The sequence below is a fragment of the Synechococcus sp. R60.1 genome, assembly GCF_047461835.1.
GTDB lineage: Bacteria > Cyanobacteriota > Cyanobacteriia > Thermostichales > Thermostichaceae > Thermostichus.
The window spans coordinates 1-18,594 of sequence record NZ_JANSIA010000060.1; the positions used below are offsets into that span (position 1 = coordinate 1).

Annotated in this window: 16 protein-coding genes; 10 read left to right on the forward strand and 6 right to left on the reverse strand. The window is 59.6% G+C overall.

The features are described from left to right. Positions 1-273: 273 nt before the first annotated feature. Entirely contained in the window at positions 274-759 is a 486-nt protein-coding gene (locus NW834_RS09270) for a 2Fe-2S iron-sulfur cluster-binding protein (RefSeq protein ID WP_011432453.1), read from the forward strand. Positions 760-854: 95 nt separating this feature from the next. Then, a complete protein-coding gene (locus tag NW834_RS09275; protein WP_414419579.1) occupies positions 855-2,240 on the forward strand; it encodes an FGGY-family carbohydrate kinase in 1,386 nt (461 codons plus the stop codon). 454 nt (positions 2,241-2,694) lie between these two features. Here the strand turns inward: NW834_RS09275 and NW834_RS09280 are convergent, their stop codons facing one another. Beyond that, the gene (locus NW834_RS09280; RefSeq protein WP_414342539.1) at positions 2,695-2,916 is read right to left on the reverse strand and encodes a hypothetical protein; all 222 of its coding nucleotides are present in this window, start codon (positions 2,914-2,916) and stop codon (positions 2,695-2,697) included. Then, entirely contained in the window at positions 2,916-4,769 is a 1,854-nt protein-coding gene (locus NW834_RS09285; protein WP_414406575.1) for a S8 family serine peptidase, read from the reverse strand. Before NW834_RS09285 ends, NW834_RS09280 begins: the two co-directional genes overlap by 1 nt. A 222-nt stretch (positions 4,770-4,991) precedes the next feature. On the opposite strand from NW834_RS09285, the gene NW834_RS09290 reads away from it, so the two are divergent. Further along, positions 4,992-5,684 carry a MotA/TolQ/ExbB proton channel family protein gene (locus NW834_RS09290; protein WP_369791770.1) on the forward strand — a complete coding sequence of 231 codons (693 nt, stop codon included), beginning with the start codon at positions 4,992-4,994 and terminating at the stop codon, positions 5,682-5,684. 3 nt (positions 5,685-5,687) lie between these two features. Next, complete coding sequence (locus NW834_RS09295; RefSeq protein ID WP_414352051.1) at positions 5,688-6,113, forward strand: ExbD/TolR family protein; 426 nt, start codon at positions 5,688-5,690, stop codon at positions 6,111-6,113. A gap of 270 nt (positions 6,114-6,383) precedes the next feature. Here NW834_RS09295 and argF read toward each other — a convergent pair whose 3' ends face one another. Together argF and ctpC are read right to left on the reverse strand one after the other, a co-directional pair. Beyond that, positions 6,384-7,301, reverse strand: coding sequence for an ornithine carbamoyltransferase (gene argF, locus NW834_RS09300; protein WP_414419580.1), 918 nt, complete (start codon positions 7,299-7,301; stop codon positions 6,384-6,386). Between the two features lie 204 nt (positions 7,302-7,505). After that, positions 7,506-8,801, reverse strand: a complete 1,296-nt coding sequence (ctpC, locus tag NW834_RS09305; protein WP_011432460.1) for a carboxyl-terminal processing protease CtpC — start codon at positions 8,799-8,801, stop codon at positions 7,506-7,508. Between the two features lie 331 nt (positions 8,802-9,132). Between ctpC and NW834_RS09310 the strand changes: the two genes are divergently transcribed. The 3 genes from NW834_RS09310 to NW834_RS09320 all read left to right on the forward strand — a co-directional run bounded on the left by NW834_RS09310 (position 9,133) and on the right by NW834_RS09320 (position 12,167). Continuing rightward, the gene (locus NW834_RS09310; RefSeq protein WP_414419578.1) at positions 9,133-10,500 is read left to right on the forward strand and encodes a glutamate-5-semialdehyde dehydrogenase; all 1,368 of its coding nucleotides are present in this window, start codon (positions 9,133-9,135) and stop codon (positions 10,498-10,500) included. A gap of 253 nt (positions 10,501-10,753) precedes the next feature. Continuing rightward, positions 10,754-11,281 (forward strand): RNA recognition motif domain-containing protein, encoded by a 528-nt coding sequence (locus NW834_RS09315; protein WP_414352054.1) that lies wholly within the window; start codon positions 10,754-10,756, stop codon positions 11,279-11,281. Between the two features lie 139 nt (positions 11,282-11,420). Continuing rightward, the gene (locus NW834_RS09320; protein WP_414419577.1) at positions 11,421-12,167 is read left to right on the forward strand and encodes a DsbA family protein; all 747 of its coding nucleotides are present in this window, start codon (positions 11,421-11,423) and stop codon (positions 12,165-12,167) included. 317 nt (positions 12,168-12,484) lie between these two features. Here the strand turns inward: NW834_RS09320 and NW834_RS09325 are convergent, their stop codons facing one another. After that, positions 12,485-13,903 carry an SPOR domain-containing protein gene (locus NW834_RS09325; protein WP_414426291.1) on the reverse strand — a complete coding sequence of 473 codons (1,419 nt, stop codon included), beginning with the start codon at positions 13,901-13,903 and terminating at the stop codon, positions 12,485-12,487. A gap of 109 nt (positions 13,904-14,012) precedes the next feature. Further along, positions 14,013-14,441, reverse strand: a complete 429-nt coding sequence (locus NW834_RS09330) for a hypothetical protein (RefSeq protein WP_414419575.1) — start codon at positions 14,439-14,441, stop codon at positions 14,013-14,015. Between the two features lie 112 nt (positions 14,442-14,553). On the opposite strand from NW834_RS09330, the gene recJ reads away from it, so the two are divergent. The 3 genes from recJ to rdgB are packed head-to-tail and all read left to right on the forward strand — an operon-like array spanning position 14,554 to position 18,500. Beyond that, positions 14,554-17,175, forward strand: coding sequence for a single-stranded-DNA-specific exonuclease RecJ (recJ, locus tag NW834_RS09335; protein WP_414419574.1), 2,622 nt, complete (start codon positions 14,554-14,556; stop codon positions 17,173-17,175). Then, positions 17,165-17,830 (forward strand): metallophosphoesterase family protein, encoded by a 666-nt coding sequence (locus NW834_RS09340; protein ID WP_414419573.1) that lies wholly within the window; start codon positions 17,165-17,167, stop codon positions 17,828-17,830. Before recJ ends, NW834_RS09340 begins: the two co-directional genes overlap by 11 nt. A 58-nt stretch (positions 17,831-17,888) precedes the next feature. After that, on the forward strand, positions 17,889-18,500 hold the full coding sequence (rdgB, locus tag NW834_RS09345) for an RdgB/HAM1 family non-canonical purine NTP pyrophosphatase (RefSeq protein ID WP_414419572.1): 612 nt from the start codon (positions 17,889-17,891) through the stop codon (positions 18,498-18,500). Positions 18,501-18,594 lie beyond the last annotated feature (94 nt).

Sequence of the window (18,594 nt, forward strand, 5' to 3'; positions counted from 1 at the left end):
TTTTTAAAGGGCGTCGGCTACGGTCGGCGCTATCCTTCCCCGCCCTGAAGGACGGGGCTTGCCGCGCCTTTTGGTCAAGTTTCTGAAGCCTACACCAGCAAGACCTATAGTTGGAGTGCCGAGAAGGCTCAGAGGGCATTCGTATGCACCGAGACCTGAATGGCGCATGGGGGATTTTCCTGCATGCTTAGGTAGAACTGCCCTGTTCCGGCAATCTGCATTGGTGAAAGATGCTAGCTTTTTTAGCATCCAGTAGCCCAAAAAGTGCGGACTATGGTCAAGCGTGTGCGGTTGGATCCCATTGCCCAAGTGTCTGAAATCGCCACCAACAGCAATTTGCTCTCGGTGCTGCTGCAAGAAGAGCTGAATGTGTTGAAAGAGTGCGGTGGGCGCGGCCTCTGCGCCACCTGTCATGTGTACGTTAAGGAGGGGATGGAGTCTTTATCCCCGATGAGCAAGCGGGAGCAGCGCACCCTGGAGGTGATCACCACCTGCAAGCCTAACTCTCGCTTGGCCTGCCAAGCGCGGGTGCTGGGGGAAGGGGTGGTGGTGGAATTGCCTGCCGGGATGTACATCCATGCTTTTCAGGATATCGAGGCGTTGATCGGTCGGCGAGCGGAGCAGCCACTTTTGCACCCTGTAACCGGCGCGGTTTTGGTGCAGGAGGGCAAGCTGATCACCCGCTCGGTGCTGGAATCGGTGAGAGGGCTGGATCTGGATATCCAAGAAGCACTGGCTCGGAGCAGCCAGGAGTTTTGAGATTTTGATCCCATCTTTTGAGCCAGTTTGGGCCCCTTTTTGAGGCCACTTGGCCACCCCGTATATAAACAAAGCATTCTCAGGTGAGTATTCCTATGCCCCCTGTGTTTCTTGGGATCGATCTGGGCACTTCTGGGATGCGGGTGGTGGCCCTCTCAGAGCAGGGGGAGGTGGTGGCCAAAAGCGAGCGCCAGTGGGATCCCCCAGAGACCAATCCGGGCCGCTGGTTGCGAACCCTGAAAGCCCTTTTGGGACAACTGACCGCGCAACTGGGGGAGCAGTATTCCATTGCAGCTCTGAGTGCTTGCAGCACTTCCGGCACCATTCTGCCGGTGGATGGTCGAGGCATGCCGTTGGAACAGGCGTGGCTGTATTCTGACCCACGGGGCCAGGCTCAGGCCAAGCAATTGGGGATCCCTGCCAGTTGGGGTCTCAGCCGTTGGCTGTGGTGGGCGGAAGCCTATCCTGATCAGTATCGAGACAGCTACTTGGCCCATCCGGCGGACTTTTTGCTGAGCCAACTGGGGGGGCGCAGGCAGGTGACCGATCACACCCATGCCCTCAAGAGCGGTTTCGACCTGGAGGCCTACACCTGGCCTCAGGAGTGGTTGGCGCGGCAGGGCCTAAACCCCAAGCATTTCCCCGAGGTGGTACCGCCGGGAACGGTTTTAGGAACGGTGCGAGCAGACTGGGGGTTGGGGCCGGAAGTGCTGATCGCGGCAGGGATCACCGATGGCTGTGCCGGGCAACTGGCGGCAGGGGCTATTCGCTTGGGGCAGGTTTCCACCAGCTTGGGTACAACCCTTATTTTTAAGGCCAACAGTCCGGATCCCATACAAACCCCAAGCATCTATTCCCATTTGCACCCGGACAGTGCTCCGCACCGCTGTCGCGAACGAATGGTTTGGTGGCCGGGGGCCGCCTCTTTTTGTGGAGGCGGAGTTTTGCCTCATTACTTCCCCGACGGCAACCTGCAAATGCTGGATCAGCAAGCTCAGGCTTATCTGCCCACCGGGCTGGTCAGCTATCCCCTTTGTCAGCCGGGAGAGCGTTTTCCCATTGTCGATCCCCGGTTCGCCGGGTTCTTGCCGGAGGCAGAAGAGGGATCCCCCCGTTTTTACGCTGCTTTGTTGGAGGGGGTAGCGATGGTGGAGCGGCTGGGGCTGGAAACGTTGGCCGCTCAAGGGATCCCGGTGTCAGAACAGAGCCCGATTTTCACCACCGGTGGAGGCAGCAAAAGCCCTCTCTGGTTGCGCCTACGCGCCAGCATCCTTGCTCGTCCCTTGGCTGTGGTGAAACACCCGGAGCCGGCTGTGGGGGCAGCCATCTTGGCCGCTTCTGCCTATTGGTGCTGCTCTGTCCAACAGGCTGCCGATCGATTGGTACAGGTAGAACGCTATGTTCAACCGGATCCAGAGTGGGTGAAGTCTTACGCAGAGATCTACTCGGTCTTTCACAGCCGCCTGAGCAACCTGCTTTGACATGTTCCCTGCTCTACTGGCTTGCTTCCCCGTAGCGGTAGGGTGAGGATTCTTGTTACTGGTTCCACAACAGCCCTTGCCGCAAAGGATCCCGTCCCGCTTTCGCCAGTAGGTTTCCCCTCTAAAACAGCGATGATGGTTTCCCAGTTGTTCAGGCTACAGACTTATGACTATGTAAGTATTAAGCGGTCACGGGATACAGCTGCCTACCTACGTTTTTTGAGCTTCGTGAATGCTCAGCCGTGGAAACGAGATTCTTTTTAAACGGAAATGAAATATTTTCGTTGCATTGCTTCCTAACTTTCCTTCTCTCCTGAGAGAGAAGCTAGGGGTGAGGGTCGGCAGCGAGGTGTCTCAATCTTGTTTGAAGCGACTGTAAAAGCATTCTGACATCGAAAAGCAGGGATCCCCGCTTGGGGATCCCCGATTGGTATGGCCGGAGCCGCAAGCCAAGCTAGGGCTGCCGCTGGAAGCTTTTGACTTCTAAAACCGGCCCTACCTGAGCCACCGTCACCATGTCTTCTCTGATCTGTCCCTGGATGGTGACCTCTAGTCCCTCTTGCAAGAGCTCTTTGGGGGCACGGAAAAGGGCATAGTGCTCGCCGGAAGGCAGCGTCAGCACCCACACTCCCCCTTCGATATCCAGGAACTGGATGGTACCGCTGTACTCTTGCATCACTGCCTCAGCGCCAGCCCGGTTGCCGTGGACTGAGATTCCGTAGCCGCTTGCGCTCCCAAGTAGGCCAGGCCCAGGCAGAGCAAGCCATTGAAGAGCAAGAAGGAGCGACCCAACCAAGCAGAGGATCCAAGCCATAGCACCCCCTCATAAAACAGGGATCCGGACAAGAGCAGATGCGAGGCCATGCCAATGCACAAGCCAATCACCGCCCAGCGCCAACGCCGATGGCCCAGGAGCAGCAACATCAACAGGCCTGGGATCAACACGCTGGCAAATAGGGGGTTCAAGGCATTGGTCTGGGCAAAGGCGGTGCCCAACTCCGGCAGGGAGCTACCCGCCAATTGGAAGGGCCAACGGGGGCCACCGACAATCGCCAACCCCTGCAAGGGGAAAAGACCGGCACTGCCCAAAAGCATCCCAGCCAGCAAAGGCACCGTCTGCAGCAGCCGCTTGGGAGCCAGCCACCAGCGGATCAGCACCAGGATAATGTAGCCGCCCACCACCATCAGCAGCTTCGGCACCAGAGCAATCGGGCCACCATCGAACCAGAAGCGTGGGTTGAGGTAGCCATTGTTGTTCAGGTACTGCAGGAAGTCCTTCAACCAGAGCACCAAGGGGTTTTCCTCCTGTTGCCCTGTGGCCCTGGCCAGCGCCTTGGCTGCATCCAAACGACCAGCCCCGTAGAAGTTCTGTTTGTCGCCGGGCACTGGGGTAGCCGACATTTTCAGCACTTCCTCCACCTTGTCCGGGTCTTTGATGCCCTGAGCCTGGATCAGAGCTGCCACACCGGCTACGTGGGGAGTGGCCATGCTGGTGCCTTGGAAGTAGGCAAAGACCGGCTCGTTGGGGTTACGACGATTGATGGTTTGCTGCAGAATGCCGTACTCGGGGTGATCAGGCGTTTTGGCTCCGCCGGGAGCAGAGATGTCCACCCCCACCCCATAGTTGGAGTAGGGGGCTTTCTCCCCGTTGGGCCCCGTGGCCGAGACAGCGATCACATGCGGGTAACGGGCCGGGTAGCTCACCTGGTTGGAGTTTTCGTTGCCAGCGGCTGCAATCACCGTCACCCCCTTGCTGTGGGCATAGGCCACCGCCTCCTCCATCAGTTGGGCAGAAGCGCGGCTACCCAGGCTGAGGTTGATGATCGTAGCCCCGTGGTCGGCAGCATAGCGGATCCCTTCCACCACATCCGACAGGGATCCAAAGCCATTGGCATCCAACACCCGTACCGGCATGATCTTGGCCTTGAAGGCAATGCCGGCTACACCCAAGACATTGTTGGTGGATTGGGCGATGGTTCCCGCCACATGGGTGCCGTGGCCGTTGAGGTCTTCCGGATCCTCATCGTCATCCACAAAGTCGTAGCCCTTCACAAATTGGGTTTGGGCCAGGTCGGGAACTCGGGTTACTCCCGTGTCCACCACGGCTACCGTCACCCCTTCCCCTTGGGAGATGTCCCAGGCTTCCGGCATGCGGATGGCCCTGAGGTTCCATTGCTGGGGATAGAGGCGGTCGTTGGGCACGAAAGCCGCCTGGAATTGATAGTTGGGGTGAGCATACTCGATCAAGGCTTCGTCGGTGAGCCGCTTAACCAGCCGCCGCGTGGATCCCAGGTGGTTGGCATCCACGTCAAACAGGTAGATCGCTTCTTGGCGGGCAAAAGCACTGTCGCTGCTGGGGCGGAGCGTCAAGTGATACTCTTTAGCGATAGCGGCAATCTGACTGGGGGTGGCTGTGTTTACAAAATTGACCACGATGCTGTCGTAGGGGGCGGATCCCTTGCCGCAAGCCGTCAACAGCAAGGCCATCAAGCCGGCGCAGCAAAGACCCAACCAGCGTCTGAATTTCATAATTCACGCCCTCGGGATCCAAAATTGTTGCAACCAGTATGCCCTCTGGATTGACAATTGACGAGATGAGATCCGGCATGGGGGCAAAATTGCCAAAAGGTGCAACCTTCGCCGCGCAAGAAGGGATCCCAGCCCTGCCGAGAAAGTGCTATGACAAGATGAGCGTAAATTGCCGCTTGGAGGGGGGAATCAGGATCGATGGATAGAGTCTTGCAGCTCATGATCCAGGGTTGGTATTACTCCATCCCCCTGTTGACGTTCTCGGTCTTCTCGGTGGCCTGTTGCATTGAGCGGGTGCTGTTTTGGTGGAAGATCACCCATCGGCAGGAGGAGGTGGTGCAGCAAGCCCTGAGCCAGTACCGGCGCAACCCGCGCGCTGCCCAGTATTTGCTGGAGCAAAATGCCGATTTGCCGATTGCCCGCATCTTTTTGGCCGGGTTGGAGCTGAACGAGGCCAGCCCGGAAGATTTTAAGCTGGCTCTGGAAACGGCCCTGGCGGCAGAAGTGCCTCTGCTGAAGCGCTTCAACACTGTCTTCGACACCGTAATCACCGTTGCCCCCTTCTTGGGCTTGTTGGGCACCGTCACCGGCATCATCCAGATCCTCAGCTCCATTCAACTGGGGGATATCGGCGGCACCGATACCCAGGGGGTAGGTCGGGGGATCGCCGAAGCCTTGTACTCGACGGCCTTTGGACTGATTGTGGCTATTCCCACCCTGTTGATTTCCAACGTCTTCCGCTCTTTGTACCTGCGGCAACTCTCTAAGATCCAAGAGTACGGCGGCATGCTGGAGCTGCTGCATCGGCAGCGGCAAGAGATGCAGGCCCAACAGCTTTCCCAGTATTCCTACACCCAATCTAGCCCCAGTGGCAGCTCCACCCTTCCCCCCTACTCCTCGCTTGAGCCCTCCTAACCTATGCGCATCCCCGAAGAGAACTTCCGAGCTGGCGAGATCAACATCGTGCCCCTGATCGATGTCATCTTCTCGATCCTGGTGTTTTTCGTGATTGCCAGCCTGGTGCTCACCCGCTCCGAGGCTCTGGATGTCAACCTGCCGGATGCCACTACAGCTGAAGTTCGTCTGCAGCCGGATGTAACGGTGAGCGTGACGGCGGAAGGACAGATTGCCGTCAATCAGGAGAAAATTGCCGATATTTCTGCCCTGATCCCGGCAGTGGAACGCATCCTGGCCGAGAAGCCGGCTGAAGGGCGCCGCTTGGTGGTGATCAACGCTGATTTGGCCCTCTCCCACGGCAAGGTGGTGGAGGTGATGGATACTCTGCAGCGGGTGCCCAATGTCAGCCTGGCAATTGCCGCCCGCCGCCCCAGCAGTAATCGGTAGCCAGCTTAGGATTTGGGCCAGTTTTGTCAAATATAGTCATTTCAGGTTAGGGTGAGACGCCTAGGCTACTGGTCGCGCCAGCGGGACGGAGTCCTTGAAAAACCTTCTGGCCCTCCGCATTATCGCTCCGCAACGCTATTGCTCTGCAACGCCGACGCGACCAACGTTTGGGGTGTGGGTGCAGTGTCCTGGTTTAAATCGAAATGACCATAGACCCAGTTTTCCGGTAAGCTCATTTGCTAACCCGCTCTCTAGCCTGGGGGTGAGGGGTCATCCTGCGCCCAGCACCTGAATCAGGAGTGCCTTTTGCACATGTAGGCGATTTTCCGCCTGATCCCACACGCGGGACTGGGATCCCTCCAATACTTCAGTGGTGATTTCCTCTTCCCGGTGGGCCGGCAGGCAGTGCAGCACAATGGCTTCCGGATCTGCCTGTTGCATCAGCTCGGCATTGACCTGGTAGGGCAGAAAGGTGGCCTTGCGGGCCTCGGCCTCAGCTTCTTGACCCATGCTGGCCCACACGTCGGTATAGACCACCTGGGATCCAGAGACGGCTTCCTGGGGATCCTGCAGCACCAACACCTGGGATCCCTGGGCCAGAGTGCGGGCTTGCTCCACCACTGCCGCATCCGGCTCGTAACCGGGGGGGGTGGCGACGCGGATGTGGATCCCGCTCATGGCACAACCCAACAGCAGGGAGTGGGCAACGTTATTGCCATCGCCGCAATAGGCCAGGGTCAGGCCCGCCAGTTGGCCAAAGTTCTCCTGAATGGTGAGCAGATCGGCCAACACCTGACAGGGGTGAAACTGATCGGTGAGGGCGTTGATCACCGGAATATCGGCATACTCGGCAAAGGTTTCCAGTTCCTTCTGGTGGTAGGTGCGAATGGCGATCACATCCAGGTAGCGGGAGAGGACGCGGGCCGTATCCTGCAGGGGTTCGCCGCGGCTCACCTGCATCACTGTCGGCACCAGATCGAGGGTGCTGCCCCCGCATTGGGCCATGGCTGCCGTAAAACTGGCGCGGGTGCGGGTAGAAGCCTTCTGAAACAACAGCCCCAACACCCGACCCCGCAGCTCCACCCGATAGGGATCCCGCTTTAACTCAGCCGCCTGGGCTAGCAGGGCCGACAGCTCCGCCGGGGTTAGGTCGCTGAGCTTGAGCAGATCCCGTCCGGCCAAGTTTATGGATCCCGCGATCTTCGACCCCGCCATTGTGCTACGCGCCACCTACAGAAACAATAAAAGCATCCCCAGCCCGGCGCTGGTCAACACTCCTCGAATAACTCGAATGAGAAGAGTCTTAATAGTCTTAAGTAGCTTGGGCCTCGGCTTAACCCCAGTCTCAGGAGTGCCAGATCTGAGACCCATCAAAACCGCCCCCAACACCGGCTAACGTGAAGAGGAACGAATGACCTCCTGGGCTTGTTGCCGACGGGCAGAGATCTGAGCCTGCAGAGCCTGGATGGCAGCAGCATACTGTGGGTCGGCTGGGGTGGCCACCAATTCTCGGTTCTGGCTGAGCCGCTTCAGATCTTCCTCGGACAATTCCACCAAAATGTCGGGGGTAATGCCCTTGTGGTCGATGTCGTTACCGTTGGGAGTGCGATAACGGGCAATGGTTACCGCCAGCCCCGAGCCATCAGACAGGGGATGCACCGACTGCACCAGGCCCTTGCCGAAAGTTTGCGTGCCGACAATCACGGCGCGACGGTTATCCTGCAGAGCCCCCGACAGAATCTCGCTGGCGCTGGCCGAGCCACCATCCACCAAAACGGCCAAAGGTTTATCGGTAAGGGCCGTGTTGTTGGCCGTCAGGCGATCCTGCTCCCCTTGGCGGTTCACCGTCGAGACAATGCTGCCCCGGTTGATCCACATGCGGGCAATCTCGGCGCTGGAGTAGAGCAGGCCCCCTGGGTTGGCGCGCAAATCCAGAACGTAGGCGGCTACCCCTTGTTTTTCCAGCTCGCGAATGGCTTGGCGCATCTTCTCGGCGGCGTTGCCGGAAAACTGGGTGATGCGAATGTAGCCGATGGGCAGGCCGTTTTCCTCGTGAACCTCGTAGCGCACGGTGGCCAGCTCAATTCTTTCCCGCACCAAATCGAACACCTTTAGCCCTTCCCCCTCGCGGCGAATGGTCAGCCGCACCCGCGTACCCGGCTCGCCCCGAATGAGGTTGACTGCAGCGTTGGTGTCCATGCCTTCGGTGGACTTGTCGTCGATGCGCACGATCACGTCTTTGGATTTGATCCCGGCCCGGTCGGCAGGAGACCCTTCAATGGGGGAGATCACCACCAGCTCGTTTGTCTCCTGATCCATGCCCAGCGTGATCCCCACCCCGGTCAGCTCACCGGATGTATCGATTTGCATGCTGGCAAACTGATCCGGATCCAGAAATCGGGTGTAGGGATCGTTCAGTTTCTTCAGGGCTTCCCGGATGGCCGCGTAGGCATCTTCTCGGGTGGCATACTCTCGGCTGAGCAGATCTCGCCGCACCGCTTCCCAATCCAGGGAATTAAAAGACGGATCCACGTATTCCCGATTGACAATTTGCCAAACCTCGTCCACCACCTCTTTGGGATCCCGGCGAAACCCCGCCCAACCCGGCATAGATAGCTGCACGCCGACCAGCGATACCGCTGTCATCACCGCAGCCGTTGCACTAACCACAAACCCACGCTTTCTCATTGGCTCTCCTGGAAGGCGCTAAAAGTCAAGGTTGACGAGGTGGATCTCCAGAGGTGGATCTCTAATTGTCAGGGAACTGGGTTTCGAGCAAGGGTCTTCCCCTATCCAAACTTCAGCTTAGAAGCATCGAGAGCAAGGAAAGGCTCCCCTGCTGCAGCAAGTGGGATCCAGACTTTGGTAGGCTACAGATAACCCCAACCGACTGTGCCCAACCTAGCATAGGGATCCCTTCCGGGGGTGCTTCTAGGATCACAGTTCAACACAACTTTGTTACAACCTATCATCGCAACCCTTTTCTTCCAAATGGGCACTTTGCCCCCTTTCTGACTCTATGTCCCTTGCCACCGATTGCCCCAGCTCGCTTGCCTCTGCTTCAGACCGCCCGCTGCTGTCCCAAGTGCAGTTGGCCCGCGCTGCTGCCCAACACACGGCCACCTTGCCCACTGCCATTAAGAATGCCGCTCTAGAGGCCATGGCCACTGCCTTGTTGGAGCACCAAGAGTCTATCTTGGCCGCCAACCAGGCGGATTTGGAGCGGGCAGCGGAGATGGTGAAAGCCGGGGAGTTGTCGGCATCTGCCTATGCCCGCCTGAAGCTGGACGCCCACAAACTGGCAGATATGGTGGCCGGAGTGCGGCAGGTGATCCGGCTGGGGGATCCGGTGGGCCGAGCTTTGCTGATCCGGGAACTGGACGAGGGGCTGATCTTGGAACGGCGCACCTACCCTTTGGGGGTCCTGGGGGTGATCTTCGAGTCGCGGCCCGATGCTTTGGTACAAATTGCTGCCCTGGCGGTGAAAACCGGCAATAGCGTCTTGCTCAAGGGGGGATCCGAAGCTTTGCTCTCCTGTCAAGCCTTGATGGCGGCCATCCAGGCGGGCCTGCAGCAGATCCCAGAGTTTCCCCAGGGATCCCTGCAGTTGCTCACCAGCCGCGCTGAGGTCAAGGCCCTGCTACAACTGGAAGGGCTAGTGGATCTCATCATTCCCCGCGGCTCCAGCAGCTTTGTCCGCTACATCCTGGAGAATACCCGCATCCCGGTATTGGGCCATGCCGATGGCCTGTGTCACCTGTACGTGGATCGGGCAGCGGATGTGGACATGGCGATCAAGCTGACGGTGGACAGCAAAACCCAGTACCCCGCTGCCTGCAATGCCATCGAGACCCTGTTGGTCCACAAGGCCATAGCCCCCCACTTTTTGCCTCTGGCGGTCAAGGCCCTGCGGGAGAGGGGGGTGGAATTGCGGGGGGATCCCCTCTGCCGCGAGCTGGTGCCCGATCTGATCCCGGCCAGCGAAGCCGACTGGAGCACCGAGTATGCCGACTTGATCCTCGCGATCAAGATGGTTGACTCCCTTGACGAGGCCATTGCCCACATCCAGCAGTACGGATCCCGCCATACCGAGGCGATTGTGACCGAAGATGCCGCCGCCGCCCGGCGATTTCTGGATGAAGTGGATGCGGCAGGGGTCTTTCACAATGCTTCCACCCGCTTTGCCGACGGGTTTCGCTATGGCTTCGGGGCGGAGGTGGGCATCAGCACCCAAAAACTGCCGCCGCGCGGGCCGGTGGGCTTAGAAGGCTTGGTGACCTACCGCTACCAACTGCGAGGGCAAGGACATCTTGTAGCCGACTACACGGGCCCCCAGGCCCGACCTTTTCAACATCGGGATCGCCTGAACAACACCGGCTTAGCTTAGCTGCAAAAGCCGGCTGTACAAACCGGCTGTACAAAGCAGTCGTTCACAAAAACCGTTCTCCTCGTCTTCGCGGCTCCAGGTTGAGGTAAATTAAAAAATAGCTTCGTGATTGCCAAGGGTTGCGCTTTGCGGCGCGCTATGGTGTGACAATGGACTACCGGGTTCCGGGTTTGATGTTATGGGCTTGAGCGCCCTAGACGTAGCGCTTTGCATTTTGGCCTTTTGTTATTTCGATTAGGAGCTTCGCTGGATCATGCCTGTGCGTCTGTATGTTGGAAATCTGCCGGAAGAGGTGGATCGTCAGGCACTGGAGAAGCTCTTTCGCTCTGCCGGTGAGGTCATTTCCACCAAGGTGATCCGGGATCGGAAGACAGGCAAATGCCGCGGCTTCGGCTTTGTAACGGTAAACACCCAAGAGCAGGCGCAGCAGTACATCGAAAAGTTCAACGGCCACAGCTTTGGGGATGTCAACTTGCGCATTGAGCTCGCCCAGCCGCGCGACCGAGGGGAAGAAGGCGAATCCAAAACAGCGACCTCTGAGCCTTCATCCAAAGAGTCCAGAGGTTCCAAAGATTCCAGAGCGTCCAGAGATTCTGAGGCCAAGGGCTCTAAAGAATCGGCAGAAAACCCTGCCCCCAGCAAAAAGCAACGCCAGCGCGGCAATAAGGGTGGGCGCTCCACCGTCGTCGCCGAAAGTGAGGCAGCCTCTGAGCCGGATCCCCGCTGGGCCAGCCAGTTGCAGCGGATCAAGGAGCAGCTTCTGCAGGTCACCAATTCCTAACCCCCCCGAACGAGTGATAGACACTGTTGGGATCTGACGGTAGGCTGGGTGAGTTGCGACGGCTCTAGGCATGTTTGAGAGGGGGGTTGGGATGAATAGGCTAGCGAGGATTTTTCGTGCTTGGGCTCGAGCTGGGCTTTTGTTCGGGCTGGTGGTTCTGCTGGGAGTGGGAAGTGGAGCTCCGGTTTTCCTACCAGCGGCGGCGGCTGCCCCGGCGGATTTGGAAGAGCAGGTGCTGCAGATCATTCGAAAGAACCCCCAGGTGATTCTGGAGGCCGTACAGGAATACCAGCAGCGACAGTACCAGGAGCAGCAGCAACAACAGCAGCGGCTGGCGGAAGAATTTGGCCGTCAACTGCGGGAGGACCCACGCGCCGTCATCGGAGATTCCCCTCGACTGGGATCCGACGCTCTGCGGTTAGTGTTGGTGGAGTTCTCCGATTTTCAATGCCCCTTCTGCGCCCGCGCCCACAGCACCCTCAAGCAGTTCATGGCCGACCACGGGGATGAGGTGACCTTGGTGTACAAGCACCTGCCCCTGACCAGCATCCACCCAGAAGCGATGTCGGCTGCCCGGGCTGCTTGGGCCGCCCAACGTCAAGGTAAGTTCTGGGAGTTTCACGACGAGCTGTTTGCCAACCAATCTCAGCTTGGGGATGGGTTTTATGTGGCCACTGCTGAGAAGCTGGGCCTGAATATAGAAAAATTCAATCGGGATCGGCGCAGTCGGGCGGCAGAACGCGCCATTCAGCGAGATATTGACTTGGCCTCTCAACTGGGCATCGGTGGCACTCCCCATTTCATCTTGAACGGCATTGCCTTCTCCGGTGCGCAGCCGCTGGAGGTGTTTGAGCAGACGCTGCAGCAGGCTAAGCAAGCCCTCTAGCCGGGAAAGTGCTCCGCACTGCTATTGAAACAGGTGGTGTATTGCAAACAGGTGGTGCAACGGCTGGCCTATCCTTCTTACCAGCCTCGCCCAGTTGCCCAAACGCTCCGTCCTTGAGGAGGGCTTTACGGTAAGCTCAGGGCAGTGGCAGGGTAGTCAACCGCTCTATTCGCCCAAGCGGGCTGTAGGCTTTGACAAGCCAGTAGGGTGGGGAGTATGTCAAAAGCAGAAACTCACCCAAGTCGCCATTTGGGCCGAATGGGGAGCCCCAACGGCAGGGAAGGAGGAGAGCGTTTGATGGCGGAAGGGGGTCTCGGCTACTCCACGGGCAGGATGCGGGCATCGAACCCTGCTTCGGCCAGAGAGCGCCGCGCCTGTTCGGCGTTGGCCCGTTGCCGGTAGGTGCCCACCTGAATCACCGAGCCCCGCAGGAAGGCATCGGGGGCAAACTGTTGCAGCTTGGGTAGGGCCTCTTCCCCTGCCTGCACCACCACCCAAAATCCGCTGCCACCTTCTTCCCCAGGAGGAACAGCCTGGGCAGGCGAGGAGGAGACGGGATCCGCTTGCAAAAGAGGCTGAGAGCGGCGCAGATCGGCGGGGAAGATCCCCGCTTCATAGCCTTGGCCGGCCAAGTAACGCACCTGCTCGGCGGCAGCAGCAGGGTCGGCAAACCCACCTGTGCGCACCACCCGCAGGTCATCGTAGATCAAGGGCAGGGATCCCTCTAGGAGTTGTTTTAGCGCAGGCCATTTCTCCCCGGTGGGATCGGCCACCAACACCCAATAGCGTTCCCCTTGGGCGGGATTGGAGATGGGATCCTGGCCAGCATTTTCTCCTACCAGCGACACCGCCACTGCCGGTAACCCCTGAGCGGTTAGCCAGCGGGCTTGATCCTGGGCCAACGACAGGCGGGAGAAGGTTCCCGTTTGCAAAGCAACCTGGCCGCGGTACTGCACCACAGTGGCTCCTGGAAAGAAGCGGCGCACCCGTTCTTCCAAACGGGGATCACCGGTGGGGTTGGGCACGTGAGTGGCAAAGGGACGCTGGGGATCCAAGGGCGGAGCGGTTGGCGTCGGCGGCACAGAGGCTTTTGAGCTGGCAGCAGGGCGGCTGGGTGCTGCTTGGGCAGGAAAAGCAGGGGGCAGAGGGGGATCCGTCTCTTGGCGGCTCACCACCCGCACCGATAACCCCAGCCGTTCCAAGTCGGCCTGACGGCGTTGAGCATGGCTACGGTTGATGAACGTCCCCGCCAGAATGAAAACCTGCCCATCCCCTTGCACAAAATAGGCATCCGGCACCTGGGTGCGCACCTGAGCCAACTCCGCCGCCCCATCCGCCAGTACATGCACTTGGTAACGGGTCAGGGCCAAAGCAGCCGGCAGGACGTTCCCATTAACGGCGTGGAGCACAAGGGCAAAGGCCGCCAGGGATCCGGCAAAGAGGGCCGGTTGCGCTGGCAACAGGAGTGCGGAGCACTTTGGCCAGCCGTAGTCCTTACGGGCGTTGCACATGGGATCCATCTCCTCTGGCGGAATTGGCGGCAACTCAAACCTCTGCATCCGGGATGGAGTCTTTGCCTGGGCCTGCGGGGATCCCCCACAGTGCCAGAGCTCGCAGTTCACCCCCTTGCGGGAAGGACAACTCAAAGCTAGCGTAAGCCGAAGTTTGGGCAAGGCTGTGCCAGGGATGGGCTTGCAGATGCCGCCCACCACCGATAGAATGCTCCGCACTGCCACCGCAAAGATGCAGCCCAGTTGGGTTCACGGGAGAAACACAGATCTAGTGCATCTCCAGTATAGATAGGCTGGCAAGACTCTATCGCTATGGCTTGTCGGGGAGTTTGTTTCAGAGGCGACGGCGGCGGGATGGAGTCCTCGCCACAAGGGTGCGGGATCCCCCCAGGGCAAAGCGGATGATCTCCGTCTTGTACTGCTGCGAGCCCTCTGTGTAGCGGGCAAGCTGAATGGCAGATCCCTGGCCGGAAGGAAGCAAGAACCGTTCGCGACAGTGGTGGGCAGCACTCTCTGGAGTTTCCGCTTCGAGGGCAATGAAAAACCGCAGACGCAGCAGCACTTCCAACTTGGACAAGTGCTCGGTTTGCTCTGGCACCAAGCGGCCTAACGAGATTTGTAGGCGCGGCCTGCGTCGCCGAGATCCGGGGCGGCCCCAAAGCTGCCGGGCCAATGTCCACAGAGAGGTCTGCTCAGAGGACTTGACCAACAGCTTTAAGCCTGTCAGCGGGTTAAGACCATAGGTAAGCAGCAGAGAATACATCGGCGGCAGGAAAGATTCAGAGGAGCGTTTTGAGCTAACGTCAAAAGGATACCCTATAGGCCAACTGTAGCACTGCCTACCCTCTATCCCCATCCAAGCCCCACCCTTCCCTATGGCCGGGATCCCTGCTCAACGCTGGCTGTTTCATCCGGTGGACAAGTTGGCTGCCCAAAGCTTGGCCGAGGCAGTGGGGATCTCGCCCATATTGGCTCAGATCTTACTCAATCGCGGGCTCTCCAGCCCTGCTGCCGTGCAGCAGTACCTGCAGCCGGATCCCGCCCACCTGCCTCCACCCAGTCAGGATTTTGCCGATTTGCCCCTGGCGGTGGACTTGCTGGACGGGGCGATTCGCCGACAAGAGCCCATCGCCATTTGCGGCGACTACGATGCCGACGGCATGACCAGCACGGCCCTGCTGCTGCGGGCTTTGCAGGACGCTCCAGTGCATTACCGCATCCCCAGCCGCATGACGGAGGGCTATGGCCTCAACAGCCGCATGGTGCAAGAGCTGCACCGCGAGGGAGTGCGCCTCATTCTCACGGTGGACAACGGCATCTCCGCCCACGAGCCCATCCAACTGGCCAAAGCTCTAGGCTTGACGGTAATCGTGACGGATCACCACGATTTGCCGCCCCAGTTGCCCCCTGCCGATGCCATCCTCAATCCCAAGCAGCTCCCCGTTTCTTCTCCCTATCGGGGGATGGCCGGGGTGGGAGTTGCCTACCTCCTGGCCCAAGCGCTGGCCGAGCGCCGTGGTGATGGCCATCTGCAGCGGGTAGCCCTGGAACTGTTTACCGTGGGCACCATTGCCGATCTGGCGCCGCTGACGGGGGTTAACCGCCTTTGGGTGCGGCAGGGGCTGCACCTCTTGCCCACCTCCCAGGTGGCAGGGATCCGCGCCCTTCTGCAGGTGATGGGCATGCAGGGATCCCTGGAGGGGTTGCGGCCTGAGTGGATTGGGTTTGGCCTGGGGCCGCGCATCAATGCCGTTGGGCGAATTGGCCGGGCGAGAATGGGGATCCAGTTGCTGACCACCGACGATCCCCAGCAGGCAGAGAAGCTGGCCCGCCGCTGCGAACGGCTCAACCAGGTACGACAGCAGATGTGCGGGCGCATCGAGGCAGAAGCCCTCGAGCAAATTGCCCAGCAAGGCCGAGATCTGCAACAGGAGCGGGTGTTAACAATTTTGGGATCCCCTCAGCAGAAATGGCATAAAGGGGTGATCGGCATTGTGGCCTCGCGGTTGGCAGAGCGTTTTGGCTGTCCGGTGTTCATCGGCAGCCAGTCGCGGCAAGGGGAGATCAGTGGCTCGGCGCGGCAGGGGATCCCCGAGTTTGACGTGTTTCAAGCGTTGGAGTTTTGCAAGGATCTGTTCACCAAGCACGGCGGCCACCCCGCTGCTGGGGGATTTAGCCTGAGAGCAGAAGACTGGCCTTTTTTTGAAGAACGATTGCGGCAGTTTGCCCAACAGCAGTTGCAGCCGGAGCAGATCCAGCCGCTGGTGCAAATCGATGCCGAAGTGTCGCTGTCAGATCTCACCCTTGACCTCTATCGAGAGCTCCAGCATCTGCAGCCCTGTGGCATCGGCAATCCTGAGCCGGTCTTCTGCAGCCGCAACCTGCAGGTTCTGCAACAGCAGCGATTTGGCCCAGTTCCCGGCCACCTGAAGCTGCTGCTCCGGGATCCTGCTCTCCCTACGCAACGCTCCCATGGGTTACGTGCTACTCGGACGGAGTCCTCTTGTCCGGGCAGGAGCGACTCAGCCGCCAAAACCCCCAGTGATGACCGCGGAGTGGCCAGCATCACCGATGCGTTGGTGGGGATCACAAACGCGAAGCCCCAGCGCCCTCTTTGGGCCATCCGTTGGCGGGGAGCGGAAACCCATCCGCTGCCGGAGCGAGTTGATGTAGCCTACACGCTCAAGGCCAAAACATGGCAGGGAGAAACCCAACTGGAGCTGGAAATTGTCGGGATCCAACCTGCCCAAGAGGCTGCCACTGCCGGCAACCCCCCTCTCGAGAAAACAGCGCCCCGCACCCCTGATGGGAGCAAGTCTCCCATCTCCCCCGCCTCTCTGGATGCCACTCCTCCCATGCCCAACTCCAAGCCCTCGACTGGCTCCCAGAGGGGGACAGAGCCCTCACCTCTGTTGATCTGGCGCCCCACCCCCCAGCCCACCCAGCCTTTGCGTTGGCAAGCTGTAGACCGATTTTCTGTCCTCTGGCCTCAGGCGCAGGGAACCATCCTGTTCTACGGCTTCCGCCGCCCCTCGCTGGTCTTGTCTTCTCGGCGGTACCTGACTCTCCACTACGACCGTCCCCAAGCCGGCCACCGCTATGATCAACTCTGGTTGTGGAGCTGGCCCCCTTCTCTGGATCACCTCAAGTGGCTGCTCTGTTGCACCCCCAGCAGCGAGCTGTTGATTGCCGTCCATCAGCAAGCGGTGCCCCTGCCCTCCGCTGCCAGCTTGCAACGCCAGCTCCGCCAATACCTGCAAACCCACAGCCAGGTGGATCTGCTGCGCTTGGCCCAGCAGTGGTGGCTGTCTCCGGCAGTGTTGGTGGCAGGATTACGCTCCCTGGGTTACGCCTGCCCAGATTTTGGCCCCACGGGATCCCTCGGCGAAGAACTGGAAGCCCAGCAAGCTTGGTACAGCAGCTCCTGGCAGCAGGTTGCCGCCCTGCTTCAGCGATCCCACCTGGATTCTTCTGCGGCTGATTCTCATGGGGATTAAGCTGCTGCTCGGCTCCGACTACCACGGCAGCCCTCGGCTGATCCGGCAGGCCCTTGCCCATCTGCCGGAGGTGGATGCTTACATCAACTGTGGGGATTTCTGTTCCAAGGCCGGCAAACCTTCCCGCAAGGCCACCCAGGGCTTTCATCCGGCAGCCCAAGCAGAGGTGGTTCATCTGCGATCTTTCTTGGCGGCAGTGGAGAGCCTGGGCAAACCCTGGCTCTTTTTACCTGGCAACCACGATCCAGCAGCTTCGGTTTTGAATTCGCTGGTTGGCTGTTGGGGGCGGGCCATCACCCAGTCCTGCTGCTTTGAGTGGCTGGGGTTACAGGTTTTGGCTGTACCCTGGACTCCCCCCTGTGGTTGGAGCTGGTCTCTCACCTCCGCCCATTTGCAGGAGCTGCTCGCCCTCTACAGTCAACCCCCCCGGCCCATTGACCTGCTGCTCACCCATGCTCCGCCGCGAGGCTTTTTGGATGAAGGCGGGAAGTGGTATCACCGTCGCACACCCACCTTGCGCCCCCTTTTGGAACAGGTGCAGCCCCGCTACTACATCTGCGGACACATGCACTGGGATGGGGGCAAGGTAGAGCGGTGCGGATCCACACTGGTGATCAACACAGCCCTGCACAACATGGTTCTCGAGATCCATTAGGCAGGAAGCCCTTGGACAGCCTTCCGCCTCCTCAGATTTCCACTCGTAGGAACCTTCCATGACCCGTCCTTTGATCTTGGCCAGCAGTAGCCCCGGCAAATGGCGCGAGTTCAACGCCTTTTTCCAGGCCCATGCCCCCACTTGGGAGCTGCGCCGCATGCCCTCAGAAATTGAGGTGGAAGAAACCGGCACCACCTTTGCCGAAAATGCCCTTCTCAAAGCCAGAGCCGTGGCCAAGTCTCTGGGGGAGTGGGCCATTGCCGACGATTCCGGCCTAGCGGTAGAAGCCCTTGGCGGCGTCCCTGGGATCCGCTCGGCTCGCTATGCCCCCAACGATGCTGCCCGCATCGAGCGGTTGCTTAGGGAAATGGAAGGGATCCCAAATCGCCGAGCCACCTTTCACTGCGCCATCGCCCTGGTGGATCCCCAAGGTGTAGTGCATGCCCTGGTGGAAGGGGTATGCTCAGGAGAGATCTTGACCCAGCCGCGGGGAGAGGGGGGGTTTGGCTATGATCCCCTGTTTTGGGTGCCCGAAGTGGGGCTAACCTTTGCCGAGATGAGCCCAGCTCAAAAAGAGGCCATCGGCCACCGAGGCCGAGCCTTGCGCGCCTTGAAAGCGCAGTTGCCTCTCCTGGAGAAGCGTATGAGCTGGCTTGGATCCCAGCAATAGCCCCCGATGTCCTGGCTGGGGAGCATGACTCTAGTCAATAATAAGCTCAACTATACTGAAAATAATGTATAATATGTTCAGTACGGATTACTAC

Coding starts and splice junctions, on each gene's coding strand:
- NW834_RS09270 (WP_011432453.1), top strand. CDS start 274: ATGGTCAAGCGTGTGCGGTTGGATCCCATTGCCCAAGTGTCTGAAATC.
- NW834_RS09275 (WP_414419579.1), top strand. CDS start 855: ATGCCCCCTGTGTTTCTTGGGATCGATCTGGGCACTTCTGGGATGCGG.
- NW834_RS09280 (WP_414342539.1), bottom strand. CDS start 2,916: ATGCAAGAGTACAGCGGTACCATCCAGTTCCTGGATATCGAAGGGGGA.
- NW834_RS09285 (WP_414406575.1), bottom strand. CDS start 4,769: ATGAAATTCAGACGCTGGTTGGGTCTTTGCTGCGCCGGCTTGATGGCC.
- NW834_RS09295 (WP_414352051.1), top strand. CDS start 5,688: ATGCGCATCCCCGAAGAGAACTTCCGAGCTGGCGAGATCAACATCGTG.
- ctpC (WP_011432460.1), bottom strand. CDS start 8,801: ATGAGAAAGCGTGGGTTTGTGGTTAGTGCAACGGCTGCGGTGATGACA.
- NW834_RS09310 (WP_414419578.1), top strand. CDS start 9,133: ATGTCCCTTGCCACCGATTGCCCCAGCTCGCTTGCCTCTGCTTCAGAC.
- NW834_RS09315 (WP_414352054.1), top strand. CDS start 10,754: ATGCCTGTGCGTCTGTATGTTGGAAATCTGCCGGAAGAGGTGGATCGT.
- NW834_RS09330 (WP_414419575.1), bottom strand. CDS start 14,441: ATGTATTCTCTGCTGCTTACCTATGGTCTTAACCCGCTGACAGGCTTA.
- recJ (WP_414419574.1), top strand. CDS start 14,554: ATGGCCGGGATCCCTGCTCAACGCTGGCTGTTTCATCCGGTGGACAAG.
- NW834_RS09340 (WP_414419573.1), top strand. CDS start 17,165: ATGGGGATTAAGCTGCTGCTCGGCTCCGACTACCACGGCAGCCCTCGG.
- rdgB (WP_414419572.1), top strand. CDS start 17,889: ATGACCCGTCCTTTGATCTTGGCCAGCAGTAGCCCCGGCAAATGGCGC.